Annotated in this window: 23 protein-coding genes; 12 read left to right on the top strand and 11 right to left on the bottom strand. The window is 72.9% G+C overall.

The window, feature by feature from the left end:
- Positions 1–16 precede the first annotated feature (16 nt).
- A complete protein-coding gene (locus ABZ479_RS08605; RefSeq protein WP_500460761.1) occupies positions 17–1162 on the top strand; it encodes a GAF domain-containing sensor histidine kinase in 1146 nt (381 codons plus the stop codon).
- 15 nt (positions 1163–1177) lie between these two features.
- Here the strand turns inward: ABZ479_RS08605 and ABZ479_RS08600 are convergent, their stop codons facing one another.
- A complete protein-coding gene (locus ABZ479_RS08600) occupies positions 1178–2038 on the bottom strand; it encodes an HAD family hydrolase (RefSeq protein ID WP_500460759.1) in 861 nt (286 codons plus the stop codon).
- Positions 2039–2147: 109 nt separating this feature from the next.
- On the opposite strand from ABZ479_RS08600, the gene ABZ479_RS08595 reads away from it, so the two are divergent.
- Entirely contained in the window at positions 2148–2564 is a 417-nt protein-coding gene (locus ABZ479_RS08595) for a DUF6083 domain-containing protein (RefSeq protein WP_500460758.1), read from the top strand.
- Here the strand turns inward: ABZ479_RS08595 and ABZ479_RS08590 are convergent.
- Entirely contained in the window at positions 2557–3447 is an 891-nt protein-coding gene (locus ABZ479_RS08590; RefSeq protein ID WP_500460757.1) for an LLM class flavin-dependent oxidoreductase, read from the bottom strand. The two genes, ABZ479_RS08595 and ABZ479_RS08590, sit on opposite strands and share 8 nt — an antisense overlap.
- 382 nt (positions 3448–3829) lie before the next feature.
- Between ABZ479_RS08590 and ABZ479_RS08585 the strand changes: the two genes are divergently transcribed.
- The 9 genes from ABZ479_RS08585 to ABZ479_RS08545 all read left to right on the top strand — a co-directional run bounded on the left by ABZ479_RS08585 (position 3830) and on the right by ABZ479_RS08545 (position 10166).
- Entirely contained in the window at positions 3830–4486 is a 657-nt protein-coding gene (locus ABZ479_RS08585; protein WP_500460755.1) for a DUF6344 domain-containing protein, read from the top strand.
- An 862-nt stretch (positions 4487–5348) separates the two neighbouring features.
- The gene (locus ABZ479_RS08580; protein ID WP_089225385.1) at positions 5349–6263 is read left to right on the top strand and encodes an ABC transporter ATP-binding protein; all 915 of its coding nucleotides are present in this window, start codon (positions 5349–5351) and stop codon (positions 6261–6263) included.
- Complete coding sequence (locus ABZ479_RS08575; RefSeq protein WP_500460753.1) at positions 6250–7155, top strand: ABC transporter permease; 906 nt, start codon at positions 6250–6252, stop codon at positions 7153–7155. Before ABZ479_RS08580 ends, ABZ479_RS08575 begins: the two co-directional genes overlap by 14 nt.
- Complete coding sequence (locus ABZ479_RS08570) at positions 7152–8069, top strand: ABC transporter ATP-binding protein (RefSeq protein WP_500460752.1); 918 nt, start codon at positions 7152–7154, stop codon at positions 8067–8069. Before ABZ479_RS08575 ends, ABZ479_RS08570 begins: the two co-directional genes overlap by 4 nt.
- A 22-nt stretch (positions 8070–8091) precedes the next feature.
- Complete coding sequence (locus tag ABZ479_RS08565) at positions 8092–8811, top strand: ABC transporter permease subunit (RefSeq protein ID WP_499604721.1); 720 nt, start codon at positions 8092–8094, stop codon at positions 8809–8811.
- A gap of 108 nt (positions 8812–8919) precedes the next feature.
- Positions 8920–9177, top strand: a complete 258-nt coding sequence (locus ABZ479_RS08560; protein WP_500460751.1) for a hypothetical protein — start codon at positions 8920–8922, stop codon at positions 9175–9177.
- 26 nt (positions 9178–9203) lie between these two features.
- Positions 9204–9812, top strand: a complete 609-nt coding sequence (locus ABZ479_RS08555; RefSeq protein ID WP_499604725.1) for a YceI family protein — start codon at positions 9204–9206, stop codon at positions 9810–9812.
- A 42-nt stretch (positions 9813–9854) separates the two neighbouring features.
- On the top strand, positions 9855–9986 hold the full coding sequence (locus ABZ479_RS08550; RefSeq protein ID WP_500460750.1) for a hypothetical protein: 132 nt from the start codon (positions 9855–9857) through the stop codon (positions 9984–9986).
- Positions 9987–10001: 15 nt separating this feature from the next.
- On the top strand, positions 10002–10166 hold the full coding sequence (locus ABZ479_RS08545) for a hypothetical protein (protein ID WP_500460749.1): 165 nt from the start codon (positions 10002–10004) through the stop codon (positions 10164–10166).
- Between the two features lie 81 nt (positions 10167–10247).
- Here the strand turns inward: ABZ479_RS08545 and ABZ479_RS08540 are convergent, their stop codons facing one another.
- The 9 genes from ABZ479_RS08540 to ABZ479_RS08500 form a co-directional block, all read right to left on the bottom strand.
- Positions 10248–11063: an HAD family hydrolase gene (locus ABZ479_RS08540; RefSeq protein WP_500460747.1), complete on the bottom strand. Its 816-nt coding sequence runs from the start codon at positions 11061–11063 to the stop codon at positions 10248–10250.
- A complete protein-coding gene (gene serS, locus ABZ479_RS08535; RefSeq protein WP_500460746.1) occupies positions 11060–12337 on the bottom strand; it encodes a serine--tRNA ligase in 1278 nt (425 codons plus the stop codon). Before serS ends, ABZ479_RS08540 begins: the two co-directional genes overlap by 4 nt.
- Positions 12338–12921: 584 nt before the next feature.
- Positions 12922–13851, bottom strand: coding sequence for a prephenate dehydratase (gene pheA / locus ABZ479_RS08530; protein WP_500460744.1), 930 nt, complete (start codon positions 13849–13851; stop codon positions 12922–12924).
- 34 nt (positions 13852–13885) lie between these two features.
- The gene (gene efeB / locus ABZ479_RS08525) at positions 13886–15121 is read right to left on the bottom strand and encodes an iron uptake transporter deferrochelatase/peroxidase subunit (protein WP_500460742.1); all 1236 of its coding nucleotides are present in this window, start codon (positions 15119–15121) and stop codon (positions 13886–13888) included.
- Positions 15118–17001 (bottom strand): copper resistance CopC/CopD family protein, encoded by a 1884-nt coding sequence (locus tag ABZ479_RS08520; protein WP_500460740.1) that lies wholly within the window; start codon positions 16999–17001, stop codon positions 15118–15120. The genes efeB and ABZ479_RS08520 overlap by 4 nt, the downstream gene beginning before the upstream one ends.
- A 10-nt stretch (positions 17002–17011) precedes the next feature.
- Positions 17012–17464: a copper chaperone PCu(A)C gene (locus ABZ479_RS08515; protein ID WP_500460738.1), complete on the bottom strand. Its 453-nt coding sequence runs from the start codon at positions 17462–17464 to the stop codon at positions 17012–17014.
- Complete coding sequence (locus ABZ479_RS08510; RefSeq protein ID WP_500460736.1) at positions 17461–18126, bottom strand: SCO family protein; 666 nt, start codon at positions 18124–18126, stop codon at positions 17461–17463. The genes ABZ479_RS08515 and ABZ479_RS08510 overlap by 4 nt, the downstream gene beginning before the upstream one ends.
- A 79-nt stretch (positions 18127–18205) precedes the next feature.
- The gene (locus ABZ479_RS08505) at positions 18206–18967 is read right to left on the bottom strand and encodes a YcnI family copper-binding membrane protein (RefSeq protein WP_500460734.1); all 762 of its coding nucleotides are present in this window, start codon (positions 18965–18967) and stop codon (positions 18206–18208) included.
- Positions 18968–19063: 96 nt separating this feature from the next.
- On the bottom strand, positions 19064–19807 hold the full coding sequence (locus ABZ479_RS08500) for a hypothetical protein (protein ID WP_500460732.1): 744 nt from the start codon (positions 19805–19807) through the stop codon (positions 19064–19066).
- Between the two features lie 212 nt (positions 19808–20019).
- Here ABZ479_RS08500 and ABZ479_RS08495 point away from each other — a divergent pair, with 212 nt between their 5' ends.
- Positions 20020–20466, top strand: coding sequence for an ATP-binding protein (locus ABZ479_RS08495; protein WP_018558220.1), 447 nt, complete (start codon positions 20020–20022; stop codon positions 20464–20466).
- Positions 20467–20524 lie beyond the last annotated feature (58 nt).

Raw genomic sequence — 20524 nt, 5'->3', positions numbered from 1 at the left:
GTCCTAGGCTCGCCGTATGGCAGAACCACTGGCCAGACTGCTGGACGCCGTCGGCTCGGTCACCACCGCGCTGCTGGCCGACGAACAACCGGGCGACGAGCAACCGGGCGACGACGCGCTCGACGTCGTCGCCGAGCAGGCCCGCGCGCTCGTGGGGGCCGACGCGGGGCTGCTTCTGCTGCCGACCGTCGAGGGCGGCCTCGAGGTGGTCGCGGTCTCGGCCGAACAGCCCGCGGGCCTGGTCGGCACGGTGCTCGAGGCGAACAGCCCGCCCGTGGTGCCGCTGATGGCGGGCGAGCCGGTGTTCGTGGAGGACGCGTCGACCGACGAACGGATGTCCTCGGCGATCGCCCCCCGCTTCGGCGCCTGCATGATGCTGCCGCTGCAGAGCAGCGGCCACGTGATGGGCGCGCTCGCGCTGCCCAGGACCCACGGCGCGCCGGGCTTCACCGACGACGAGCGCTTCGTGGCCACCCAGTTCGCCGCGCAGGCAGCGCTGGCCCTGCTCATCGCCGACGCCCAGCGCGACCGCAACCGGCTGGCCGTCTACGAGGAGCGCGACCGGATCGCCCGTGACCTGCACGACCTGGTCATTCAGCGGCTCTTCGCGACGGGCCTGATGCTCCAGGGGGCCCGGCGCAAGGCGCTGCCGCCCGACGCCGAGGAGGGCATCGCGCACGCGGTCGAGGAGCTGGACGCCACCATCCAGGAGGTACGGACGGCGATCTTCGCGCTGCAGCAGGAGCCGCGGGACGAAGCGCCGTCGGGACTGCGCGCCCAGGTGCTCCGCGAGACCGGCTCCGCCGCCCGCGGCCTGGGCTTCCCGCCCTCCGTCCGCTTCGTCGGACCCGTCGACCACCGGGTCGGCGCGCTCAGCGCCCGCAACCTCGTGGCGGCGCTGCGCGAGGCGCTGTCCAACGTGCAGCGGCACGCCGACGCGACCTGGGTGGAGGTGGTGCTCGACGCCACCGCCGTCCTCGCCGACGGCCGCGAGGGGGTGCGGCTCATCGTCTCCGACGACGGCGTCGGCATCCCCGAGACCGGGCGGCGCAGCGGTCTGCGCAACCTCGCCCGCCGCGCGGAGTCGCTGGGCGGCGAGTCCACCTTCGGGCCGGGGCCGGACGGCAAGGGCACCACGCTCGCCTGGGAGGCGCCGTTGTGAGCCGCCCGGCCGGCGTCAGCGGGCGGCGAGGATCCGCTCGATGACGCGGGCCACGCCGTCCTCCTCGTTCGCCCCGGTGCGGTGCGTCGTGGCGGCCAGCACGTCGGGGTGGGCGTTGGCGACGGCGTAGGAGGTGCCCGCCCACGACAGCATGGCGAGGTCGTTGGGCATGTCCCCGAAGGCCACCACTTCCTGGGCGGAGATGCCGAGGTCCGCGCAGCAGCGCGCGAGCGTCGTCGCCTTGCTGACGCCCGTGCCGCTGATCTCCAGCAGCGCCGAGGCGCTGGACCGGGTGATCTCGGCGTGCTCCCCGGCCACCGCCCGCGCGGCGCGCAGGAAGACGTCCGGGTCGATGGAGGGGTGCTTGGCCAGCAGCTTCAGCACGGGCTGGCCCTGCCGCGCGGTGTCCAGCAGCTCCTCCACCGGGGCGACCACCGCGTCGGGGGCGGGGGCGTACGGCGGGTACTCCGGCTCGTACGCGAAACCGCCGGTCAGCTCGACGGCGAAGGTCGTGCCGGGGACGGCGGTGCGCAGGGCCGCGACGACCGCGAGGGCGTCCCGCGGGTCGAGGGGGTAGGCCGCCAGCAGCCGCCTGCCGCGGTGCAGGTCGTAGACGGCGGCGCCGTTGGCGCAGATCGCCATGCCGTGGCCGGCGGTGTGCGCGGCGACGACGTCCATCCACCGCGCGGGACGCCCGGTGACGAAGAAGACCTCGATGCCCGCGGCCTCCGCGTCCGCCAGCGCGGCGATCGTCCGGGCCGAGACGGTCTTGTCGTCGCGCAGCAGCGTGCCGTCCAGGTCGGTGGCGATCAGCCGCGGCGAGGGGGCCGCGAGGGTGGCGTCCGGGGTCCGGGGATGCTGGGTGGCTGAGGTCACCGACCCATGGTCCCCCATGTGCCTGCATATGACAGCAGGCGGGTGCGGAGTGCGAGCACCGCCACACTCTGCGCAGCCGGTTGTCAGTGCCGGGTGCCACGATCTCGCCATGGCCCTTGTGCGTTGTGAAGAACGGCCCGACCGGGAACCGGTGCTCCTGGCCGACGCTTTGCCGACCGTCGTGGACGGCATCCGCCTGGCCGCGCGCACCGCGATACCCGTCGCCGACCCGTCGGCCGGCACCCCCACGACCTGCGGCCGGTGCGCCTGCGCCGCGTACCGCCACCGCACCGCGGGCGGTCACTGGATCCTGGTGGAGCCCGGTGAGTGGCCGCCGGCCGCCGTCCCGGCCGGCCGCCGCTGGCGCGTCGCGGGCGACGGCACGGCGGTCAACCTGCGTGCCACCGTGCCCTCCGACACCTGCCGGATCAGCCACTTCGACGTCTGTCCGGCGGGCCCGCCGCCCGTGGCGTCCCCCGCGCTGCTCGTCCAGTGGCGGCGCAACGCCCGCCGCCGGCTCAACTGAGCTGGGCCGGCGCCTCGGTCGCGATGCGCTCGAAGACCTTCTCGTCCGCCGCGTAGACGGAGTCCGGCACCGGCCAGTGGAGCACGACCTCCGTGATGCCGGCCTCCGCGTAGCGGCCCGCGAAGTCGACGAACGCGTCGAGCGACTCCAGCGGGCGCTCGGCCGTCGAGCCGGTCAGCAGGACGCGGTCGAGCTCGCCCGGGTCGCGGTCGATCTCGGCGCAGGCGATCTCCAACTGGTCGTACTGGCGCGAGACGACCTCGGGGCACTTGTCCACCGGCACGTCCGCCGGGCCCTTCGGGTCGCCGTAGGTCACCCAGGCCTGGCCGTAGCGTGCCGCCAGCCGCAGCCCGCGCGGGCCCGTCGCCGCCACCGCGAAGGGCAGCCGCGGCCGCTGCAGGCAGCCGGGGATGTTCCGCACCTCGTGCGCCGAGTAGAACTCGCCCTCGTAGCTCACCACCGGCTCCGTCAGCAGCCGGTCCAGCACGTCGACGAACTCGCTGAAGCGGTCGGCCCGTTCGCGCGGCGACCACGCCACCTGGCCCAGCGCCGTCGCGTCGAAGCCCACCCCGCCGGCGCCGATGCCGAGCGTCAGCCGTCCGTCGCTGACGTCGTCGAGGGTGATCAGCTCCTTGGCGAGCGTCACCGGGTGCCGGAAGTTCGGCGAGGTCACGAGCGTGCCCAGCCGGATCCGCTCCGTCGTCGCGGCCGCCGCCGTCAGCGTCGGCACCGCCCCGAACCACGGGCGGTCCCGGAAGCTCCGCCACGACAGGTGGTCGTAGGTGTAGGCGGTGTGGAAGCCGAGCTCCTCGGCCCGGCGCCAGACCTTCCGCCCCTGCTCGTGCCAGCGGTAGATCGGCAGAATCACAGTGCTCAGGCGCATGTTCCCCACCCTACGGGCTGGCCCCGCGCCGCCCGGCCCGGTGCGGTCCGATGATCGGGACGGCAGCCGCCGTCCGGTGGAAACCGTTCGGCGAGCCGTGCCCGTCCGGCCGGTGGCCCCGCTCACCACGGGAACCTGGGAGCGCCCCGCAGGGCGCCCCGGCCGGTTCACAGGGCCGCTACCCCGGGAGGGGGAGGGCCGCAACTCGGGGCGGCGCGGGACGGAAGACCGGCGCCGGAGGGGCCGGCCGGGGCACGGCTGGGCCACCCGGGTGGTGTTGATCGGAATATCGGCACCCTCGGGGTGCGGCACCGAGGATTTCGTGCTCACTTCCGCATCATCGGATTAGTCGCTCCCGACTCACCGAAGGAAGTGAGAGGTCATGGCTGCCAACAACCGCGTCAGGACGTTCTGGGACGTCTTCGTGACGCTCCTGCTCAAGATGGTCGCGTACTTCGGGTTCGCCGTCCCGGTCTCGCGTAGCACGGCTCCGGCCGCGCCGCGACCGGAGACCGTCCCCGGCACCCGGTTCCTCCCGACCGCCGAGGCGGTGCGCCACTGGGCGCCGGCTCCGCGTACGGAACCGGCACCACAACCGGTGGCCGTGGGAGCCGCCGCGTCGGGAACGGGACTCCGTGCCGAACCGGGCGGCCGCACAGCCGAGGTCCCGTCGTCGCGCAGTTCGTCCCGCCGGTCGTCGCTCACACCCACGCGCAGTGCCTCCCGCCGGTCGTCCCTCGCGCCCTCGCGCGGCTCGTCCAGCGGGTCGTCCCTCAGGCCGTACCGTGACGAGCCCGCCGTGGCCGAGCCGTCCGTCCCGTTCGAGTCCGCGCCCTGCCTCGCCGCCGCGACCGGTTCCGGTGGACTGTCCCTGCCGCCGACGATGAAGCAGCGCATCCGCGCCGAGGCCCACGGCGCCTCGCCCGTGGCCCGTGTGCGCACCCGTCCGATCGGCGACGCGGGTCTCGACCCCGTGCTGAGCGACGCGACCGCCGCCCCGGCCCGTACCCCCCGCCGCGAGTGGGCGCTCTGCGCATGACCGCCGCGGACGCGCGTGACCAGCCCGTACGGCGTGCCGCACGGCCCCCGTTGACGGAACGTCAAGCCGCCCCGGCCCCGCAGGCCGCGGAGGACCGCGACGAGCGGAACCCCCGAGGCGCAGCGCACCGGCACCACCACGGCGCCGGACACGGCACCCGCTCCAGCGGAACCGTCCGGACCCCCCGGACGACGGGCGCGCACGAGGGCCCGGGCCGGAGCACGGCGCAGAGCACCACCCTGAGCACCACCCTGAGCACCACCCTGAGCAGGAACCCGAGCAGGAACCCGAGCGCGACCGCGAGGACGAGGACGACGATGCCGGAGACGACCCGCACCCCCGAAGTTGTGCCGGTCACCGCCGGTTCGAACCGGCCCCACCCGTGGGTCACGTACCCTCCGGTCGCCGGCCCGCCCGCGCACGACGGCGGGCGACACCGCCGCATCCGCGCGTCCGGCGGAGCAGGGGCGCCCCCGCCCGAGCACCGCACAGCCGAACACCGCAACGCCGAACACCGCAACGCCGAACACCGCACACCCCCGAACCCCCCACGCGGGCCCCGCACACGCGCATCCGCAGGCCCGCACCCGTATCCCCACCCGCACCCGCACGCGCACCCCACGACCCGGCGCAGCGCCACGCGGCACCCCCGCGGGGTCCGGCCCGTCGGGGTCGACCGGTGGAGCCGACCGTGCTCCCGGACGACGCCCCGGCACGGCTGAACCGTGCGACCCGCAGGAGGAACCCCGGCAAGACGGACGCACCGCACCGCCTCCCCTACGGGAAGGTCAACCCCAAGGACTACGCACAACCGCCCCCCAGACTGACGACGGGGTGTGGCCCGCGCCACTAGGTTCGTGGCGTGACTGTGATCGCTACCGAAAGCCTGACGAAGCGGTACCCGAGGGTGACCGCTCTGGACCGGCTCACCGTCGACATCGCACCCGGCGTGACCGGGTTGGTCGGTGCCAACGGAGCCGGCAAGTCGACCCTGATCAAGATCCTCCTCGGGTTGGCGCCGGCCACGGAAGGCCGGGCCGCCGTCCTGGGCATGGATGTGGCGACAGAGGGCGCGGCGATCCGCGCCCATGTGGGCTACATGCCGGAGCACGACTGCCTGCCCCCTGACGTGTCGGCGACGGAGTTCGTCGTCCACATGGCCCGTATCTCGGGGCTGCCGCCGTCCGCCGCGCGCGAGCGCACCGCGGACACGCTCCGCCACGTCGGCCTGTACGAGGAGCGGTACCGCCCCATGGGCGGGTACTCCACGGGCATGAAGCAGCGGGTGAAGCTGGCCCAGGCACTGGTCCACGACCCGCGGCTGGTGCTGCTCGACGAGCCGACGAACGGGCTGGACCCCGTCGGCCGCGACGACATGCTCGAGCTGATCCGGCGTGTCCACACCGAGTTCGGCATCTCCGTGCTGGTCACCTCCCACCTGCTGGGTGAACTGGAGCGCACCAGCGACCACATCGTCGTCATCGACGGCGGCTCCCTCCTGCGCTCCTCCTCGACCAGCGACTTCACGCAGGCGACCGCCTCGCTCACCGTCGAGGTCACCGAGCACGAGGACGAACTGGTGGAGAAGCTGACCGCGGCCGGGCTCAACGCGCACGCGGACGGCCGGCTGATCATGGTCGACATCGACGGGGACGAGACGTACGACGCGGTCCGCGACGCGGTCGCGGAGCTCGGCACGGGCCTGGTGCGCATGGAGCAGCACCGGCACCGCATCGCCGAGATCTTCCGGGGAGGGGACGAGCATGACGCAGCTTGAGGGCAGGCCGCCCGCCGCCGACGTCATCCACGACATCGGCTACCGGCACTACGACGGCCCGCGGCTGGGACGGGGCTACGCGCGCACGTCGCTGTACGTCCAGAGCCTGCGCAGCGCGTACGGGCTCGGCCGCTCGGCGAAGTCCAAGGTGCTGCCGATGATCCTGCTGGCCGTGATGTGCGTGCCGGCCGGGATCATGGTCGCGGTGGCGATCGGCACCAAGGCGACCAAGCTGCCGATCGAGTACACCCAGTACGCGATCATCATGCAGGCGGTCATCGGCCTCTACCTGGCGGCCCAGGCCCCGCAGTCCGTCTCGCTGGACCTGCGGTTCAAGACGACGCCGCTGTACTTCTCCCGCCCGATCGAGGCGGTCGACTACGTCGCGTCGAAGTTCGCGGCGCTGACCACCGCGCTGTTCATCCTCACCGCGACGCCGCTGCTGATCATGTACGTCGGGGCGCTGCTGGCCAAGTTCGACGTGGGCGACCAGAGCGCGGGCTTCGCCAAGGCGATGCTGGCCGCACTGCTGCTGTCGCTGCTGTTCTCGGGCATCGGCCTGGTGATCGCGGCGCTGACGCCGCGCCGGGGCTTCGGCGTCGCCGCGGTCATCGCGGTGTTCACGCTCTCGTACGGTGCGGTGACCAGCGTGCAGGGCGTGGCCTCGATCAACGGCAACGCCGACGTGATCGGCTGGCTGGGCCTGTTCTCGCCGATCACGCTGATCGACGGCGCGCAGACCTGGTGGCTGGGCGCGACCTCCAGCTTCCCCGAGGGCGCGGGTCCGAAGGACGCGGTCGTCGGCACGGTCTACCTCCTCGTCCTCCTCGCCGTGATCGCCGGCACCTTCGGCCTGCTGATGCGCCGCTACCGAAAGGCCGTACTGTCGTGACCACCCTGTCCATCGACCACGTGTCCCGCTGGTTCGGCAACGTCGTCGCCGTCAACGACGTGACGATGACGATCGGCCCCGGCGTCACCGGGCTGCTCGGCCCCAACGGCGCGGGCAAGTCCACCCTGATCAACATGATGGGCGGCTTCCTGGCGCCCTCGGCCGGCACCGTCACCCTCGACGGCGCCACGGTCTGGCGCAACGAGCAGGTGTACCGGCACATCGGCATCGTCCCCGAGCGCGAGGCGATGTACGACTTCCTGACGGCCCGCGAGTTCGTGGTCGCCAACGCCGAGCTGCACGGCCTGCCGGACGCGGGGGCGGCGGCGCAGCGCGCCCTGGCCACGGTCGAGATGGAGTTCGCGCAGGACCGACCGGTCTCCACGTACAGCAAGGGCATGCGGCAGCGCGCCAAGATGGCCTCCGCGCTGGTGCACGACCCGTCGGTGCTGCTGCTGGACGAGCCGTTCAACGGCATGGACCCCCGGCAGCGGCTGCACCTGATGGACCTGCTGCGGCAGATGGGCGCCGAGGGCCGCACGGTGCTGTTCTCCTCGCACATCCTGGAGGAGGTGGAGCAGCTGGCGAGCCACATCGAGGTGGTCGTCGCCGGCCGGCACGCCGCCTCGGGCGACTTCCGCAAGATCCGCCGGCTCATGACGGACCGGCCGCACCGCTACCTGGTGCGCTCCAGCGACGACCGGGCGCTCGCCGCCGCGCTGATCGCGGACGGCTCCACGGCCGCCATCGAACTGGACTGGAAGGAGCGGGCGCTGCGCGTCCAGGCGATCGACTTCGCCGGCTTCACCGAGCTGCTGCCGCGCGTCGCGCGGGAGCGGGGCATCCGGCTCTACACGGTCTCGCCGTCCGACGAGTCCCTGGAGAGCGTCTTCTCCTACCTGGTCACGGCGTAGGCAACGGCTGCAAGGAGTTCCGATGTTCAATCCCACCGTGGCCAGGCTGACCTACCGGGGGCTGCTGGGCCGCCGCCGGGCCCTGGTCCTGTTCGCCCTTCCCGCGCTGCTGATCCTGATCTCCGTGGCGGTGCGGGTGCTGGTCGGCGCCGACGACTCCATCGCGAGTTCGGTGCTCGGCGGCTTCGCGCTGGCGACGATGGTGCCGCTGGTCGGCGTGATCGCCGGCACCGGCGCCATCGGCCCGGAGATCGACGACGGCTCGATCATCTACCTGCTGGCCAAGCCGGTGCGGCGGCCGACGATCATCGTCACGAAGCTGCTGGTCGCCATCGCGGTGTCGGCGGTCTTCTCGGCCGTGCCGACGCTGATCGCCGGGTTCATCCTCAACGGCAACAGCCAGGGCATCGCGGTCGCGTTCACCGTCGCGGCGGCGGTCGCCTCCGTCACGTACGCGGCGATCTTCCTGCTGCTGGGCGTGGTGACCCGGCAGGCCGTGGTGTTCGGCCTGGTCTACGCGCTGATCTGGGAGTCGCTGATCGGCAGCCTGGTGCCGGGGGCGCGCACGCTGAGCGTGCAGCAGTGGGCCCTGGCGCTCGCCCAGAGGATCGCCGGCGAGGGCATGGTGACCTCCGACGTGGGCCTGCCGCTCGCGGTGGTGCTGCTGGTCGGTGTGACCCTCGCCGCGACGGCGTTCGCGGGGCAGCGGATGCGGTCGCTGACGCTGGCCGGCGAGGAGTGATCGTTCCGGCCTAGGCCCCGTTGCCTCGTAAGCCGCCCGGGTGGTCTTCTGCCGCCCGGGCGGCCCTGCTCCCCCGACGTCCGCACATCGGATTGTCAGATTTGCGGCGTGATGTCCGAGATTCCGCTGCTCTTCGCCGTGGGTGTGTTCCTGGCCGCCCTCGGCCTGCTCATCGCGCTGTTCAGCCCGGAGCTGGCCCACCACATCGACGCGCTCGCCGCGCTATCCGTCGCCGGGCTCCGCCGCCTGTGGTCCCTCGACAGGGGTCCCCGGCGCTTCGTCCCCGTCCCCCGGAAGTGGGCCACGTCACAGGACTCATTGAAAATTCAAGGGAATGCGGTTACGGTGCATGAGGTTGAATCGTAAACCAACACGTCCCCAAGGAGTTCATCATGGGCCTCTTCAACCGTAAGAGCGACGCCGCCGAGACCGCTGCCGTCACCACCGCGGCGTCCGCCGACCTGGCGCACCTGACCGGTGAGTACACCATCGACCCGACCCACAGCGAGGTCGGCTTCGCCGTGCGCCACGCGATGGTCACCACCGTGCGCGGCCAGTTCGCGGAGTACGAGGGCAAGCTGCAGCTGGACGGCGGCAAGCCGGCCAACTCCTCCGCCGAGGTCACCATCAAGGTCGTCAGCATCGACACCAACCAGGCCCAGCGCGACGAGCACCTGCGCACCGGCGACTTCTTCGACGCCGCCACCTACCCGGAGATCAGCTTCCGCAGCACCTCCGCCGAGCAGGTCGACGACGAGACCTACCGCATGCACGGTGACCTCACGATCAAGGACACCACCAAGCCGGTCTCCATCGACTTCACCTACAACGGCTCCGCCACCGACCCGTACGGCAACCTCCGTGTCGGCTTCGAGGGTGCCACCACCGTCAACCGCGGCGACTGGGGCCTGACCTACAACGCGGCCCTCGAGGGCGGCGGCGTCCTGATCAGCGACAAGGTCAAGCTGACCTTCGACATCTCCGCGATCAAGGCGGCCTGAACCCGCTGAATGCGCGCCGTCCCCTGCCGCACGACGGAGGGGATGGCAACGGACGAGACGGCCGGCACCGCCGGCACCGGGCGCCGCCGCTCCGCACCACGCGGCGCGGCGGCCCGGGTCGTCCTCCCCGGCGTGGGCGCCTGGGTGCGCTCCACCCCCGGGACGCACCTCTGACTGCTGGTCCTCACCGTGACCAGCTGCGTCATGGCCGCCGCCCCGCCGGACCTGCGGTCCTTCCTGCTGCACCACAACAGCACCAACCTGGCGGAGCCGGGCTCCCGGCCGGTGCGCGCGCTGCCCGGCAGCGCGCTGTGGACCGAGTCCCCGGCGGCATTCGGGCTGTACGCGCTCTGACCCCCTGGTGGCCCAGGGCCGTACGTACACCGACCCCGGGCACGACATCGCCCCTGCTGACCGGCCTCGCCTGCCGCGGGCTCACGCCCCGGGGAAGAGCCGCTCCAGGACCAGCGCGATCCCGTCCTCGCCGTTGGAGGCCGTGACCTCGTCGGCGGCCGCCTTCAGCAGCGGGTGGGCGTTGCCCATCGCGACGCCGTGCGCCGCCCACTCGAACATCGGCAGGTCGTTGGGCATGTCGCCGAAGGCGATGGTCTGCGCGGCCGTCACGCCCAGCCGGCGGGCGGCCAGCGACAGCCCCCGGGCCTTGGACAGGCCCAGCGGCAGCAGCTCCACGATGCCCTCACCGGACATCACGGCGCTGACCAGGCCGCCGGCGGCCGCGGTCGCGGCCTGTGCGAGCTCGTCGTCCCCCATGCCCGGGCGCTGGATGTAGAGCTTGCTGACGGGCGACGCCCACAGCCCCTCGACGTCGTCCACCGTGCCGCCCACCGGCAGCTCGGAGTCGAACAGCCGGTAGCCGGGGCCGAGCACGATGTCGCCGTCCACGCCGTCGAGCGCCGCCGCCACGGCCAGCCGGCCGGTCTCCGCCTCGATCGCGGCCACCGCCGCCCGGGCGGTCTGCCGGTCCAGGGTGACCGAGGTCAGCAGCCGCCGCTCGCCCGCGTGGTAGACCTGCGCGCCCTGCATGCAGACGGCCAGGCCCTCGTAGCCGAGGTCGTCCAGGACGTGCACCGTACGGGCCACCGGGCGCCCGGTGACGACGATGTGGCCGGCACCCGCCGCGGTGGCCGCGGCGAGCGCCTTGCGGGAGCGTTCGGAGACGGTGTGGTCGGGGCCGAGCAGCGTGCCGTCGAGATCCGTCGCGACGAGGCGGTAGGGGAGCGGAGAGGTCACTTGGCGACCGGCTCCAGCACCTCACGGCCGCCCAGGTACGGGCGCAGCGCCTCGGGGACGCGGACCGAGCCGTCGGCCTGCTGGTGGTTCTCCAGGATGGCGACGATGGTGCGCGGGATGGCGCACAGCGTGCCGTTGAGGGTGGCCAGCGGGCGGGTGCCGTTCTCGTCCCGCAGGCGCACCGAGAGCCGGCGGGCCTGGAACTCGGTGGTGTTCGAGGTCGAGGTCAGCTCGCGGTACTTGCCCTGGGTGGGGATCCACGCCTCGCAGTCGAACTTGCGCGCGGCCGAGGAGCCGAGGTCGCCGGAGGCCAGCTCGATCACCCGGAAGGGCAGCTCGAGCGAGGTCAGCCACTGCTTTTCCCACTCGACCAGCCGCGCGTGCTCGGCCTCGGCGTCCTCGGGGCGGGTGAAGACGAACATCTCCACCTTGTCGAACTGGTGGACGCGGATGATGCCGCGGGTGTCCTTGCCGTACGAGCCCGCCTCGCGCCGGTAGCACGGCGAGAAGCCCGCGTAGCGCAGCGGCAGCTTCGACGCCTCGATGATCTCGTCCATGTGGTACGCGGCGAGCGGGACCTCGGAGGTGCCGACCAGGTAGAGGCCGTCCTTCTCCAGGTAGTACACGTCGTCCTCGACCTGGCCGAGGTAGCCGGTGCCGGCCATGGCCTCCGGCTTGACCAGCGTCGGGGTCAGCATCGGGGTGAAGCCGGCCGCGGTGGCCTGCGCGATGGCCGCGTTGACCAGGGCCAGCTCCAGCAGGGCGCCGACGCCGGTCAGGTAGTAGAAGCGCGAGCCGGAGACCTTGGCGCCGCGGTCGACGTCGATGGCGCCGAGCAGCTCGCCGAGGTCGATGTGGTCCCGGGGCTCGAAGCCCTCGGCGGCGAAGTCGCGCGGGCTGCCGACGACCTCCTTGACGATGAAGTCCTCCTCGCCGCCGACGGGGGCGTCGGGGTGGACGATGTTGCCGAGCTGCAGCAGCAGGCGCTGCGCCTCCTCGGCCGCCTCGTGCTGCTCGGCGTCCGCGGCCTTGACGGCGGCGGAGAGCTCGCCGGCCCTCTTGAGCAGCCCGGCCTTCTCGTCGCCCTGCGCCTTGCCGATGAGCTTGCCCATCGCCTTCTGCTCCGCGCGCAGCTCGTCGAAGCGGGTACTGGACGACCTGCGCCGCTCGTCGGCGGAGAGGAGGGCGTCGACGAGCGCGACGTCCTCTCCACGGGCGCGCTGGGAGGCGCGCACACGGTCGGGGTCCTCACGAAGCAGGCGAAGGTCAATCACGGGAACAGGCTACCGGTGCGCCGGGTGCCGACGCGACAAGTTAAGTGCTTTATGAGGCGTTATGTCCGCTTCGAAAGGAGGGTGCGGGAAATGCCGCGCCGCCGATAATGGCGGGTCGGTTACCGTCAACCGAATTCTTCGCGTCCCTCCGGGGAGGGCATGTGCCCTGTGGACAACGGCAGTTGGGGCAGGTCCGGAGCGGAGAGTTATCCACAGGGGGAGAGGTTTCCCCCTCACTTGTCCACAGCCCGTGTGGATGGGCTGTGGAAGATGGACTTGATCATTCCGTGGGGTGGGTGCCGGGGCATGGATTCCCGCTCCAAACCCTCCTAACACTCCCTTTCGAGTGAGAACTCTTCCCTCTATCGAGTTGTTCGAAGGTATTGGGATGACGAATGATGACCTGTGGGCCTGCGGGCCTACTTGGTGCGAGTGTGCCGATTTGTCGATCTGGCGGTTCCTTGGGCGACTTGTTCTGTCGACTTATCCCCAGCCCTCGGCAAGGGCCTGTGGATAACGCGGTGGACAACCGAAGGGGCCACCGGTTGTTCACCGGAGGCCCCGTGAAGCGGTGCGCGAACCGCTCAGACCCGCCCGTCCAGGGCGCGGCCCAGCCAGTCCGCCGCGGCCGTGAACTCCTCGTCCGTCGTCCCCCTGCGCTGTTGCGGCGGCACCTCGTCCGCGCGCGGGTACGAGCCGAGGAAACGCACCTGCGGGCAGATCCGCTTCAGGCCCATCAGCGCCTCGCCGACCCGGCGCTCGGTGATGTGCCCCTCGCAGTCCACCGAGAAGCAGTACCGGCCGATCCCCTCACCCGTCGGCCGCGACTCGATGCGGATCAGGTTCACCCCGCGCACCGCGTACTCCTGCAGCAGCTCCAGCAGCGCACCGGGGTGGTCGTCGCCCAGCCAGAACACCGCGGAGGTCTTGTCGGCGCCGGTCGGCGCGACCGGCCGGGCCGGACGGCCGACCAGGACGAAGCGCGTCTGGGCGTTCGCCGCGTCGTGGATCTCGGTGGCCAGCGGCTCCAGCCCGTACGTCGGTGCCGCGAACTCGCCCGCGAACGCCGCGTCGTGGCGGCCCTCCGCCACCAGCCGGGCGCCGTCGGCGTTCGACGCGGCCGACTCCCACGCGGCGTCGGGCAGGTGCGCCGACAGCCAGTTGCGGACCTGCACCTGGGCCGCCGGGTGACCGGTCACGGTCTTGACGTCCCCGAGCCCCGTGCCCGGGCGCACCAGCAGCGCGAACGCGATGGGGAGCAGCACCTCGCGGTAGATCATCAGCGGGGAGCCCGCCGCCAGTTCGTCCAGGGTCGCGGTGATGCCGCCCTCCATCGAGTTCTCGATGGGGACCAGGGCGGCCGCCGCCTCGCCGCAGCGCACCGCGTCGAGCGCGGCCTGCACCGAGACCATCGGCACCAGCTCGCGGGTGGCGGCCTCCGGCAGCGTCCGGAGCGCGGCCTCGGTGAACGTGCCCTCAGGGCCGAGATAGGTGTAACGGCTCGCCGGCGACATGCCAGCAGCCTAGGCCCTGACGCGGCGCCCTTCCTCAGGACTCCAGCAGCCGCTCGCCGACGTACTCGCCCGGTGCCGCCCCGCCCGGGACCGCGAAGAGCCCGCTCGCCTCGTGGCGCAGGAAGCGCGACAGGCCGTCGCCCCGGTCGAGCTTGCGCTGCACCGGCACGAACCCCTTGAGCGGGTCGACCTGCCAGGCCACGAAGAGCAGCCCGGCGTCCGGCGCGCCGTCCTCGCGGTAGCCGTCGTGGTACGAGTAGCCGCGCCGCAGCATCGCCGCGCCGCCGTTGGAGGCCGGGGCGGCGACGCGGACGTGCGCGTCGGCGGCGATCGCGAACGCACGGCCGTCCGGGCCGATCCTGTCGAGGTCGGGCTTGCTCGACTCGGTGCCGCCGGACAGCGGGGCGCCGTCGGACTTGCGGCGCCCGATCACCTTCTCCTGACGCTCCAGGGGGAGGTTGTCCCAGGTGTCCAGCAGCATGCGGATGCGCCGGACGACCGCGTAGGAACCGTTCGCCATCCACTGCGGCGAGCCGCCGGCGGGGACGAAGACGCGCGCGTCGAAGTCGGGGTCGGTGGGCCGGGGGTTGTTGGAGCCGTCGACCTGGCCCATCAGGTTGCGGGCGGTACGCGGCTCGGCCGTCGTGCCCGGGGTGCGGTTGAAGCCGTTCATCTGCCAGCGCAGGGAGGCCGTGCCCGCGGCCTCCTTCTGCAGCACGCGCAGCGCGTGGAAGGCGACCAGGGCGTCGTCCGCGCCGATCTGGATCCACAGGTCGCCCTCGCTGCGCCCCCGGTCGAGCGCGTCGGAGGCGAAGTCCGGCAGCGGGGCGAGGGCCTGCGGCATCCGTCCGCCCAGCCCCGTCCTGGCGAAGAAGCCGCGGCCGAAGCCGAAGGTGACGGTGAGCGAGGACGGCCCGGCGTCCAGGGCGACCTGGTTGTCGCCCGCGGGCGCCCGGCCCTCCGTCATCGCCTCGGCCGCCGCCGACCAGCGGCGCAGCAGGGCCGCGGCGCCCTTGCGGCCGGTCCCCGCGGTCAGGTCGAAGGCGACCAGGTGGCCGCGGGCCTGCAGCGGGGTGGTGATGCCCGCCTGGTGGGTGCCGTGGAAGGGGACGGCCGTCGCGCCGACCGAGGTCAGCGCGGTGGCCTCGTCGCGGGTGGCGTGCGCGGTGACGGCGCCCGAGGCGCCGCCCACGAGCAGTCCGGCGGCGCCCGCCGCGCCCGCGGCGCCGAGCAGACGGCGCCGCGAGAGGTCCTGGGGACGGTCGTTCATGAGCCGATCTTCACTACCTTGGTGCGGGTGACCTGGTCGATGTCCGAGGTCCGGACGGTGACGGAGACCGTCCACTCCCCGGGGACGGGGATCTGGACGTTCTCGGCGCTCCAGTGACCGGTGTCGATCTTCCCGAGCGTCACCGGGATGGGCCCGATCTTCTTGGCCTTCAGCGTGAAGGAGACCTGCACCTCGGGGACGTCGAAGGCGCGGCCGTCGGAGGCGGTGACCAGCAGGTGGAGCTCGTTCTCGGCGATGCCGCCCGGGTCCAGGGTCACCTCCGCCTCGCCCTTGCCGTCGCGGCCGCCGGTGTCGAAGGGGATCCTCACGTCCAGCGGCTCGGGCACCTCGGACACCGGCGCCGTCGCCTGCTGGGCGGCGCCCTCCTCGGCGGCCCTGCCCGGCTGGGTGCCGGTGAGCAGCGTCGTGACGGCCAGCACCACGACCGCGACGGCCACCTCCGCCAGCACCGACTTGCGCAGGCCCGTGCGCTCGGCGTCGGCGTCGCGCTCCTTGCGGGCGCGTTCCTTGGCGAGCGCCGCCTCCTGCCGGGCCAGCTGCCCGGCGCGCTCGGAGGCGTCACCGTCGCCGCCCGCGCCCTTGCGCCCCACCGCGACCGGCTGGGCGACGGCGGTCCTGCCGCGTACGGCGGCCGCCTCGCCGAGCCGCCCCGTCCAGCGGCGGGACAGCCAGGCCAGCTCCACCAGCACGATGACCAGGCCGATCTTGACCAGCAGCAGCTGCCCGTAGCCGGTGGACACCAGCGCGTCCCAGGAGCCGAGCTGACGCCAGGACTGGTAGACGCCGGTGACGACCAGGGTCACCACGGCCCCGAAGGCGATCTTCGAGAAGCGCTGCACCGTGGCCCGCTCCACGCGCTGCCCGCTCCACAGGGCGACCAGCAGCGCGGTGAGGCCGCCGAGCCAGACGGCCATGGCCAGCAGGTGCACGATGTCGACGGGCATCGCCACCGACGCCTGGATGCCGACCGAGGCGTGCTCGGCCATGGCCCACGTCGCGGCGAGGCCGACCGACACGACCGTGCCGCCGATCGCCAGCCCCCAGGCCAGGTCCTGGCGTTCGACCGGGTCCTCGCGCTTGGCCCAGCTGCCGAAGAGGACGGCGATGAACACCGCACCCGCGGCGAGCAGCAGCAGCCGGGACAGCAGCGCCGCGCCGGGCCGGGTGTCCAGGACCTCGCGTACGCCGCCGAGGTCGAAGGCGTCGCCGAGGCCGCCACCGTTCGCGTAGGGGGCGCGCAGCATCAGCAGCAGTATCGTCGCGGCGACCATCGCCGCCCAGCCGGTGGCCACCAGTCGCCGCATCGAGCGGGTGCGGGCGCCGTCCGGCCAGCACACGCCGATGAAGAAGGCGGCGCCGACCAGCAGCGCGAAGCCGAGGTAGGCGGCGTAGCGGGCGATGTCGTACAGGGTGCCGACGACACCGCCGCCCACCTCCTCGGTGGGCAGCGCGACCGAGGTCTTCGAGGGCGCGCCGATGGAGAAGGTGAAGGCGCCCGCCACCGGGTGGCTGTCGGCCGAGACGGCCTTCCAGGCGACGGTGTACGTGCCGTCGCCGAGTCCCGGGCGCAGGGCGACGGCCGCGGTGGTGTTCCCCCGGCCGCCGTCGTTGGCGTCACCGGTCTCGGCGCGTCTGCCGTCCGGGCCGAGGACGCGGATGGCGTCCCTGGACAGCAGCACGCCCTCGGAGAAGGTCAGCCGCACCTGCGCCGGCGCGGTCTTCACCACCGACCCCTGGACCGGGTCGGAGCCGATCAGCGCGGCGTGCGCGGACGCCGGCACGGCGGTGCCGAGCAGCAGGCCCAGCACCGCGAGCGGCGGGGCCAGCAGGCGCAGCACGGACTTCGTCATCACCCTCATGGCGCTCTCCTCAGTCCCCCGGACGGTAGCCCGCGGGCTCGACCGGGACGCGTACGTCGATGGTTCCGGCGTCGTCGAAGTGCAGCCGCAGCGCTATGCGCTCGCCGGCCACGGGCTTGTGCTCGAGGTCCGTCAGCATCAGGTGGTTGCCGCCGAGCGCGAGCGTGAGCCGCCCGCCCGCGGGGACGGTGAAGGAGGTCACCCGGCGCATCCGGTTGTCGTCGGTGCTGTGCAGGGTGATGTCGCCGGACAGGTCGCTGGTGACGGAGGTCAGCCGGGCGTCCCGGTCCCCGCTGTTGGTGACGGTGAAGTACCCGGCCGCCATGTCCGCCAGCGCGGGCTGCGGGATGTAGGCGCCGCTCACCTCCAGTTCGGGGCCGTCCGGCGCTCCGGAGCAGGCCGTGGCGCCGAGCAGCACCAGGGCGGCCGTCGCCGGGACGCGTCGCAGGGAGCGGCGGGTCACGGCGTCCGTCCAGCGATGATCTTCGGCAGGTCGGCGCCGAACTCCTCGGACGTGGTGCCCGACATGTACAGCGCGTGCGCCTTGTCGTCCTTCGGCGAGTACGCGATCACCTGGGCGCCGTGCGTCACGGTGATGCTGCCGTCCTTCTCCTTCACCGGCTTCTCCACGTCCACGCCGAGCGTGCGCGCGCCCGCCTGGATGGTGGCGAAGTCACCGGTGAGGCCGACGAACGCCTTGTCCTGCGCGCCAAGCCACTCGCCGAGCCGCTGCGGTGTGTCCCGCTCGGGGTCGGTCGTCACGAAGACCACGACGAGCTTGTCCTGCTCCGCCTTCGGCAGCTTCGACTTGGCGATGGCGATGTCGCTCATCGTCGTCGGGCAGACGTCCGGGCAGTGCGTGTAGCCGAAGAAGAGCAGGGTCGGCCGGCCCTTGGTCCGCTCGACGAAGTCGTACCTCGCGCCGTGCGTGTCCGTGAGGATCATGTCCGGCTTCTCGAACGGCGTGTCGAGGACGGTCGCCGCCTTGGGCGTCGCGTCGATGGAGACGGCCGGCTCGGCGCCGGAGGTGTCGGCCCCGCCGTCCGGGCCGCCGCAGGCGGCAAGGGTCAGGGCGAGTGCGGCGACGGCGGCGGCCGAGGCTGCCGCCCTGAGGGTGGTACGCATCAGGGGATCCCCAGGAATTCGTTGCGGCGCCGGGGCGGCCGCGGTGCGTGCGCGGTGCGGCCGCCCCGGCGATGGTGCGTCAGGCGGACGGCGTGCCCGTGCCGCGGCGACGGCCGGCCAGCACACCGAAGGCGACACCGGCCACGCCCACGACGATGCCGACGATGCCCAGCGCGCGTGCGGTGGTGTCACTGGTGTCGGCGGACGCGGCCTTCTCGGTGGCGGCGTCGCCGTTCGCCGAGACGGGCTCGGCCTTGACGTCGTCCTTCTTGTCGTCCGCGGTGGAGGCGTCGTGGTGGCCGTCGTCCGCCGCGTCGGCGAGGGTCAGCACGGGAGCCGGGTGCTCCGGCTCCTCCTCGCCCTTCTGCTGCTCCTCGATCCAGCGCACGACCTGCTTGTCGTCGTACGTCTGGAGGGCCTTGAAGACCAGCTGGTCGGTGTCCTCGGGCAGCGGGCCCAGGGAGACCGGGAACTGCTGGAACTCGCCGGGCTTGATCTCCCCGCCGCTCCAGGTGATCTTCGTGACGGCCTCGGTGATGTCACCGTGCCCGGTCTTCAACGGCGTCGGGAGCTTGCTCTTGGTGATCTTCACCGTCCAGCCGGGCACCGGCTGGGTGGAGACGGAGGCGATGGGGTGGTCGATCGGCAGGTTGACCTCGACCTTGATCGTCGCAGCCTTGTCGTCCTCGTTGGGGACCTTGAACGCGACCGTGCTGTAGCCGCCCTTGGCGGCGTTGCCGGGCTGGACGCTCACGTGCGCGAAGGCGGGGACGGCGGTGGCGAGCACGGCCGCCCCGGTGACGGCGGCGAGGGCGGTGGCGCGGCGCATGACGGTGTTCATGATGCGGAGACTCCACGGTGACGGAGGGAAGGTGTCGGATGGCACGCGTGCGGCGCGCGCGATTCCGCCCTCATACGTCGGTTGAGCGGATCGCGTTCAGGCCGCGGGGGCGTACGCCGGCGGCCCCCGCCGGGCCAGGCTGTGCCGCAGCAGTACCGTGCGCGGTGCGCGGTCGGGGCCGTCGGCGCGGCCCGCGCCGGGGACGGCGCAGGGCGCCGCCGGGTTCCCCGACAGCAGCAGGCGCACCAGCGCGACGGCGTGGCGCAGGCCGGCGCCGGACAGCTCGGCCAGCCCGCGGGCCGACAGCGCGAGCAGCCGCCACAGCGCGGCCTCGCCGCGGCGCAGCAGCCAGCCGGCGGTCACCGCGGCGACCACGTGCGCGAGCAGCATGGGAAGGCTGTAGGAGAGCATCGTGCTCTCGGTGACCGTGGGGGACATCCCGGGCATTCCTGCCATCCCGGGCATGTCCGCCATGTGGCCCGTCCCGGTGACGGTGTGCGCGTGGGCGGGCAGCGCCGCCGCCCGCTCGTCGCAGAGCAGCCGTCCGGCGATCGCGGCCACGCCGCCGCCACCGCAGATCCCGCCCACGTTGAACAGCACGTGCAGGACGAGCTGTCCGCCCGCGAGACCCGTCGAGATGGCGGGCATCGAGCGCTCCCGCCCGGCGAGCGGGGCGACGAACGCGAAGACGGCGAGCCAGCCCGCCGCCAGCGTCCAGCCGGGCACCCCGTGCCCCGACGCCAGCATGTGCGCGCCCGCGGACAACACGACGCAGACCGCGGTGAACACCGCGGCCCGCAGCAGTCGCAGATCGGCGCCGGCGCGCACGGGGGAAGACATGACGGGCGTCATCCTCTCACCGAGTGCCCCTCCTGCGAACGGCGGGGCCCGGAACACGCCGGTCTGTGCTATGGCGTCCGGTGCCGTTCCTACACCCGCCTACGGAGCGAGGGCATCCGCCGTATGGCTGGCATCACGTCAACGCCACGCTTACCGACCGTGTTTCGGGGCAATACGTATCGGTATGTCGAGCCGCAGCCAGGAGGCTGAGCATGAGCATCTGGTGGTCCCTCCACTTGCGGCGCGAGGCTGCGAGCGTTCCGCTCGCCCGCCGGCTCCTGCTGGGGACGATGGAGACGGCCGGGGTGGACCCGGACATCTCCTACGACCTGTCCGTCGCCCTCACCGAGGCCTGTGCCAACGCCGTTGAGCACGCCGCCCACGGCGAGTACCGGGTCACGGCCCGCATCGAGGGCGACCGCTGCCGCATCGAGGTGGCGGACTCCGGCCCGGGTTTCGCCCCGGACCTGCGCCGCACGCACCACTCCGTACGCCCGCTGGCGAAGAAGGACCAGCACGCCGAGCACGGGCGCGGGCTCTTCCTGATCGAGGCGCTCGTGGACCACGTCCACTTCCACAACCGTCCCGGGCACGGGGCGGTGGTCAGTTTCGACAAGATCCTCAAGTGGCGGGACGACTCGCTGCTCAAGGTCTCCTGACGCACGCGGTCCCCTGACGCACGGAGGCCGGGGCGCACGGAGGTCCGTGCGGCCCCGG

This window comes from Streptomyces sp. NPDC005722 (assembly GCF_040630935.1).
GTDB lineage: Bacteria > Actinomycetota > Actinomycetes > Streptomycetales > Streptomycetaceae > Actinacidiphila.
Note: the sequence above shows the minus strand (reverse complement) of the source record. Positions and strands in the feature narration are given on the sequence as shown.

Coding starts and splice junctions, on each gene's coding strand:
- ABZ479_RS08605 (WP_500460761.1), top strand. CDS start 17: ATGGCAGAACCACTGGCCAGACTGCTGGACGCCGTCGGCTCGGTCACC.
- ABZ479_RS08595 (WP_500460758.1), top strand. CDS start 2,148: ATGGCCCTTGTGCGTTGTGAAGAACGGCCCGACCGGGAACCGGTGCTC.
- ABZ479_RS08590 (WP_500460757.1), bottom strand. CDS start 3,447: ATGCGCCTGAGCACTGTGATTCTGCCGATCTACCGCTGGCACGAGCAG.
- ABZ479_RS08585 (WP_500460755.1), top strand. CDS start 3,830: ATGGCTGCCAACAACCGCGTCAGGACGTTCTGGGACGTCTTCGTGACG.
- ABZ479_RS08575 (WP_500460753.1), top strand. CDS start 6,250: ATGACGCAGCTTGAGGGCAGGCCGCCCGCCGCCGACGTCATCCACGAC.
- ABZ479_RS08565 (WP_499604721.1), top strand. CDS start 8,092: ATGTTCAATCCCACCGTGGCCAGGCTGACCTACCGGGGGCTGCTGGGC.
- ABZ479_RS08555 (WP_499604725.1), top strand. CDS start 9,204: ATGGGCCTCTTCAACCGTAAGAGCGACGCCGCCGAGACCGCTGCCGTC.
- ABZ479_RS08550 (WP_500460750.1), top strand. CDS start 9,855: ATGGCAACGGACGAGACGGCCGGCACCGCCGGCACCGGGCGCCGCCGC.
- pheA (WP_500460744.1), bottom strand. CDS start 13,851: ATGTCGCCGGCGAGCCGTTACACCTATCTCGGCCCTGAGGGCACGTTC.
- efeB (WP_500460742.1), bottom strand. CDS start 15,121: ATGAACGACCGTCCCCAGGACCTCTCGCGGCGCCGTCTGCTCGGCGCC.
- ABZ479_RS08520 (WP_500460740.1), bottom strand. CDS start 17,001: ATGAGGGTGATGACGAAGTCCGTGCTGCGCCTGCTGGCCCCGCCGCTC.
- ABZ479_RS08510 (WP_500460736.1), bottom strand. CDS start 18,126: ATGCGTACCACCCTCAGGGCGGCAGCCTCGGCCGCCGCCGTCGCCGCA.
- ABZ479_RS08505 (WP_500460734.1), bottom strand. CDS start 18,967: ATGAACACCGTCATGCGCCGCGCCACCGCCCTCGCCGCCGTCACCGGG.
- ABZ479_RS08500 (WP_500460732.1), bottom strand. CDS start 19,807: ATGTCTTCCCCCGTGCGCGCCGGCGCCGATCTGCGACTGCTGCGGGCC.
- ABZ479_RS08495 (WP_018558220.1), top strand. CDS start 20,020: ATGAGCATCTGGTGGTCCCTCCACTTGCGGCGCGAGGCTGCGAGCGTT.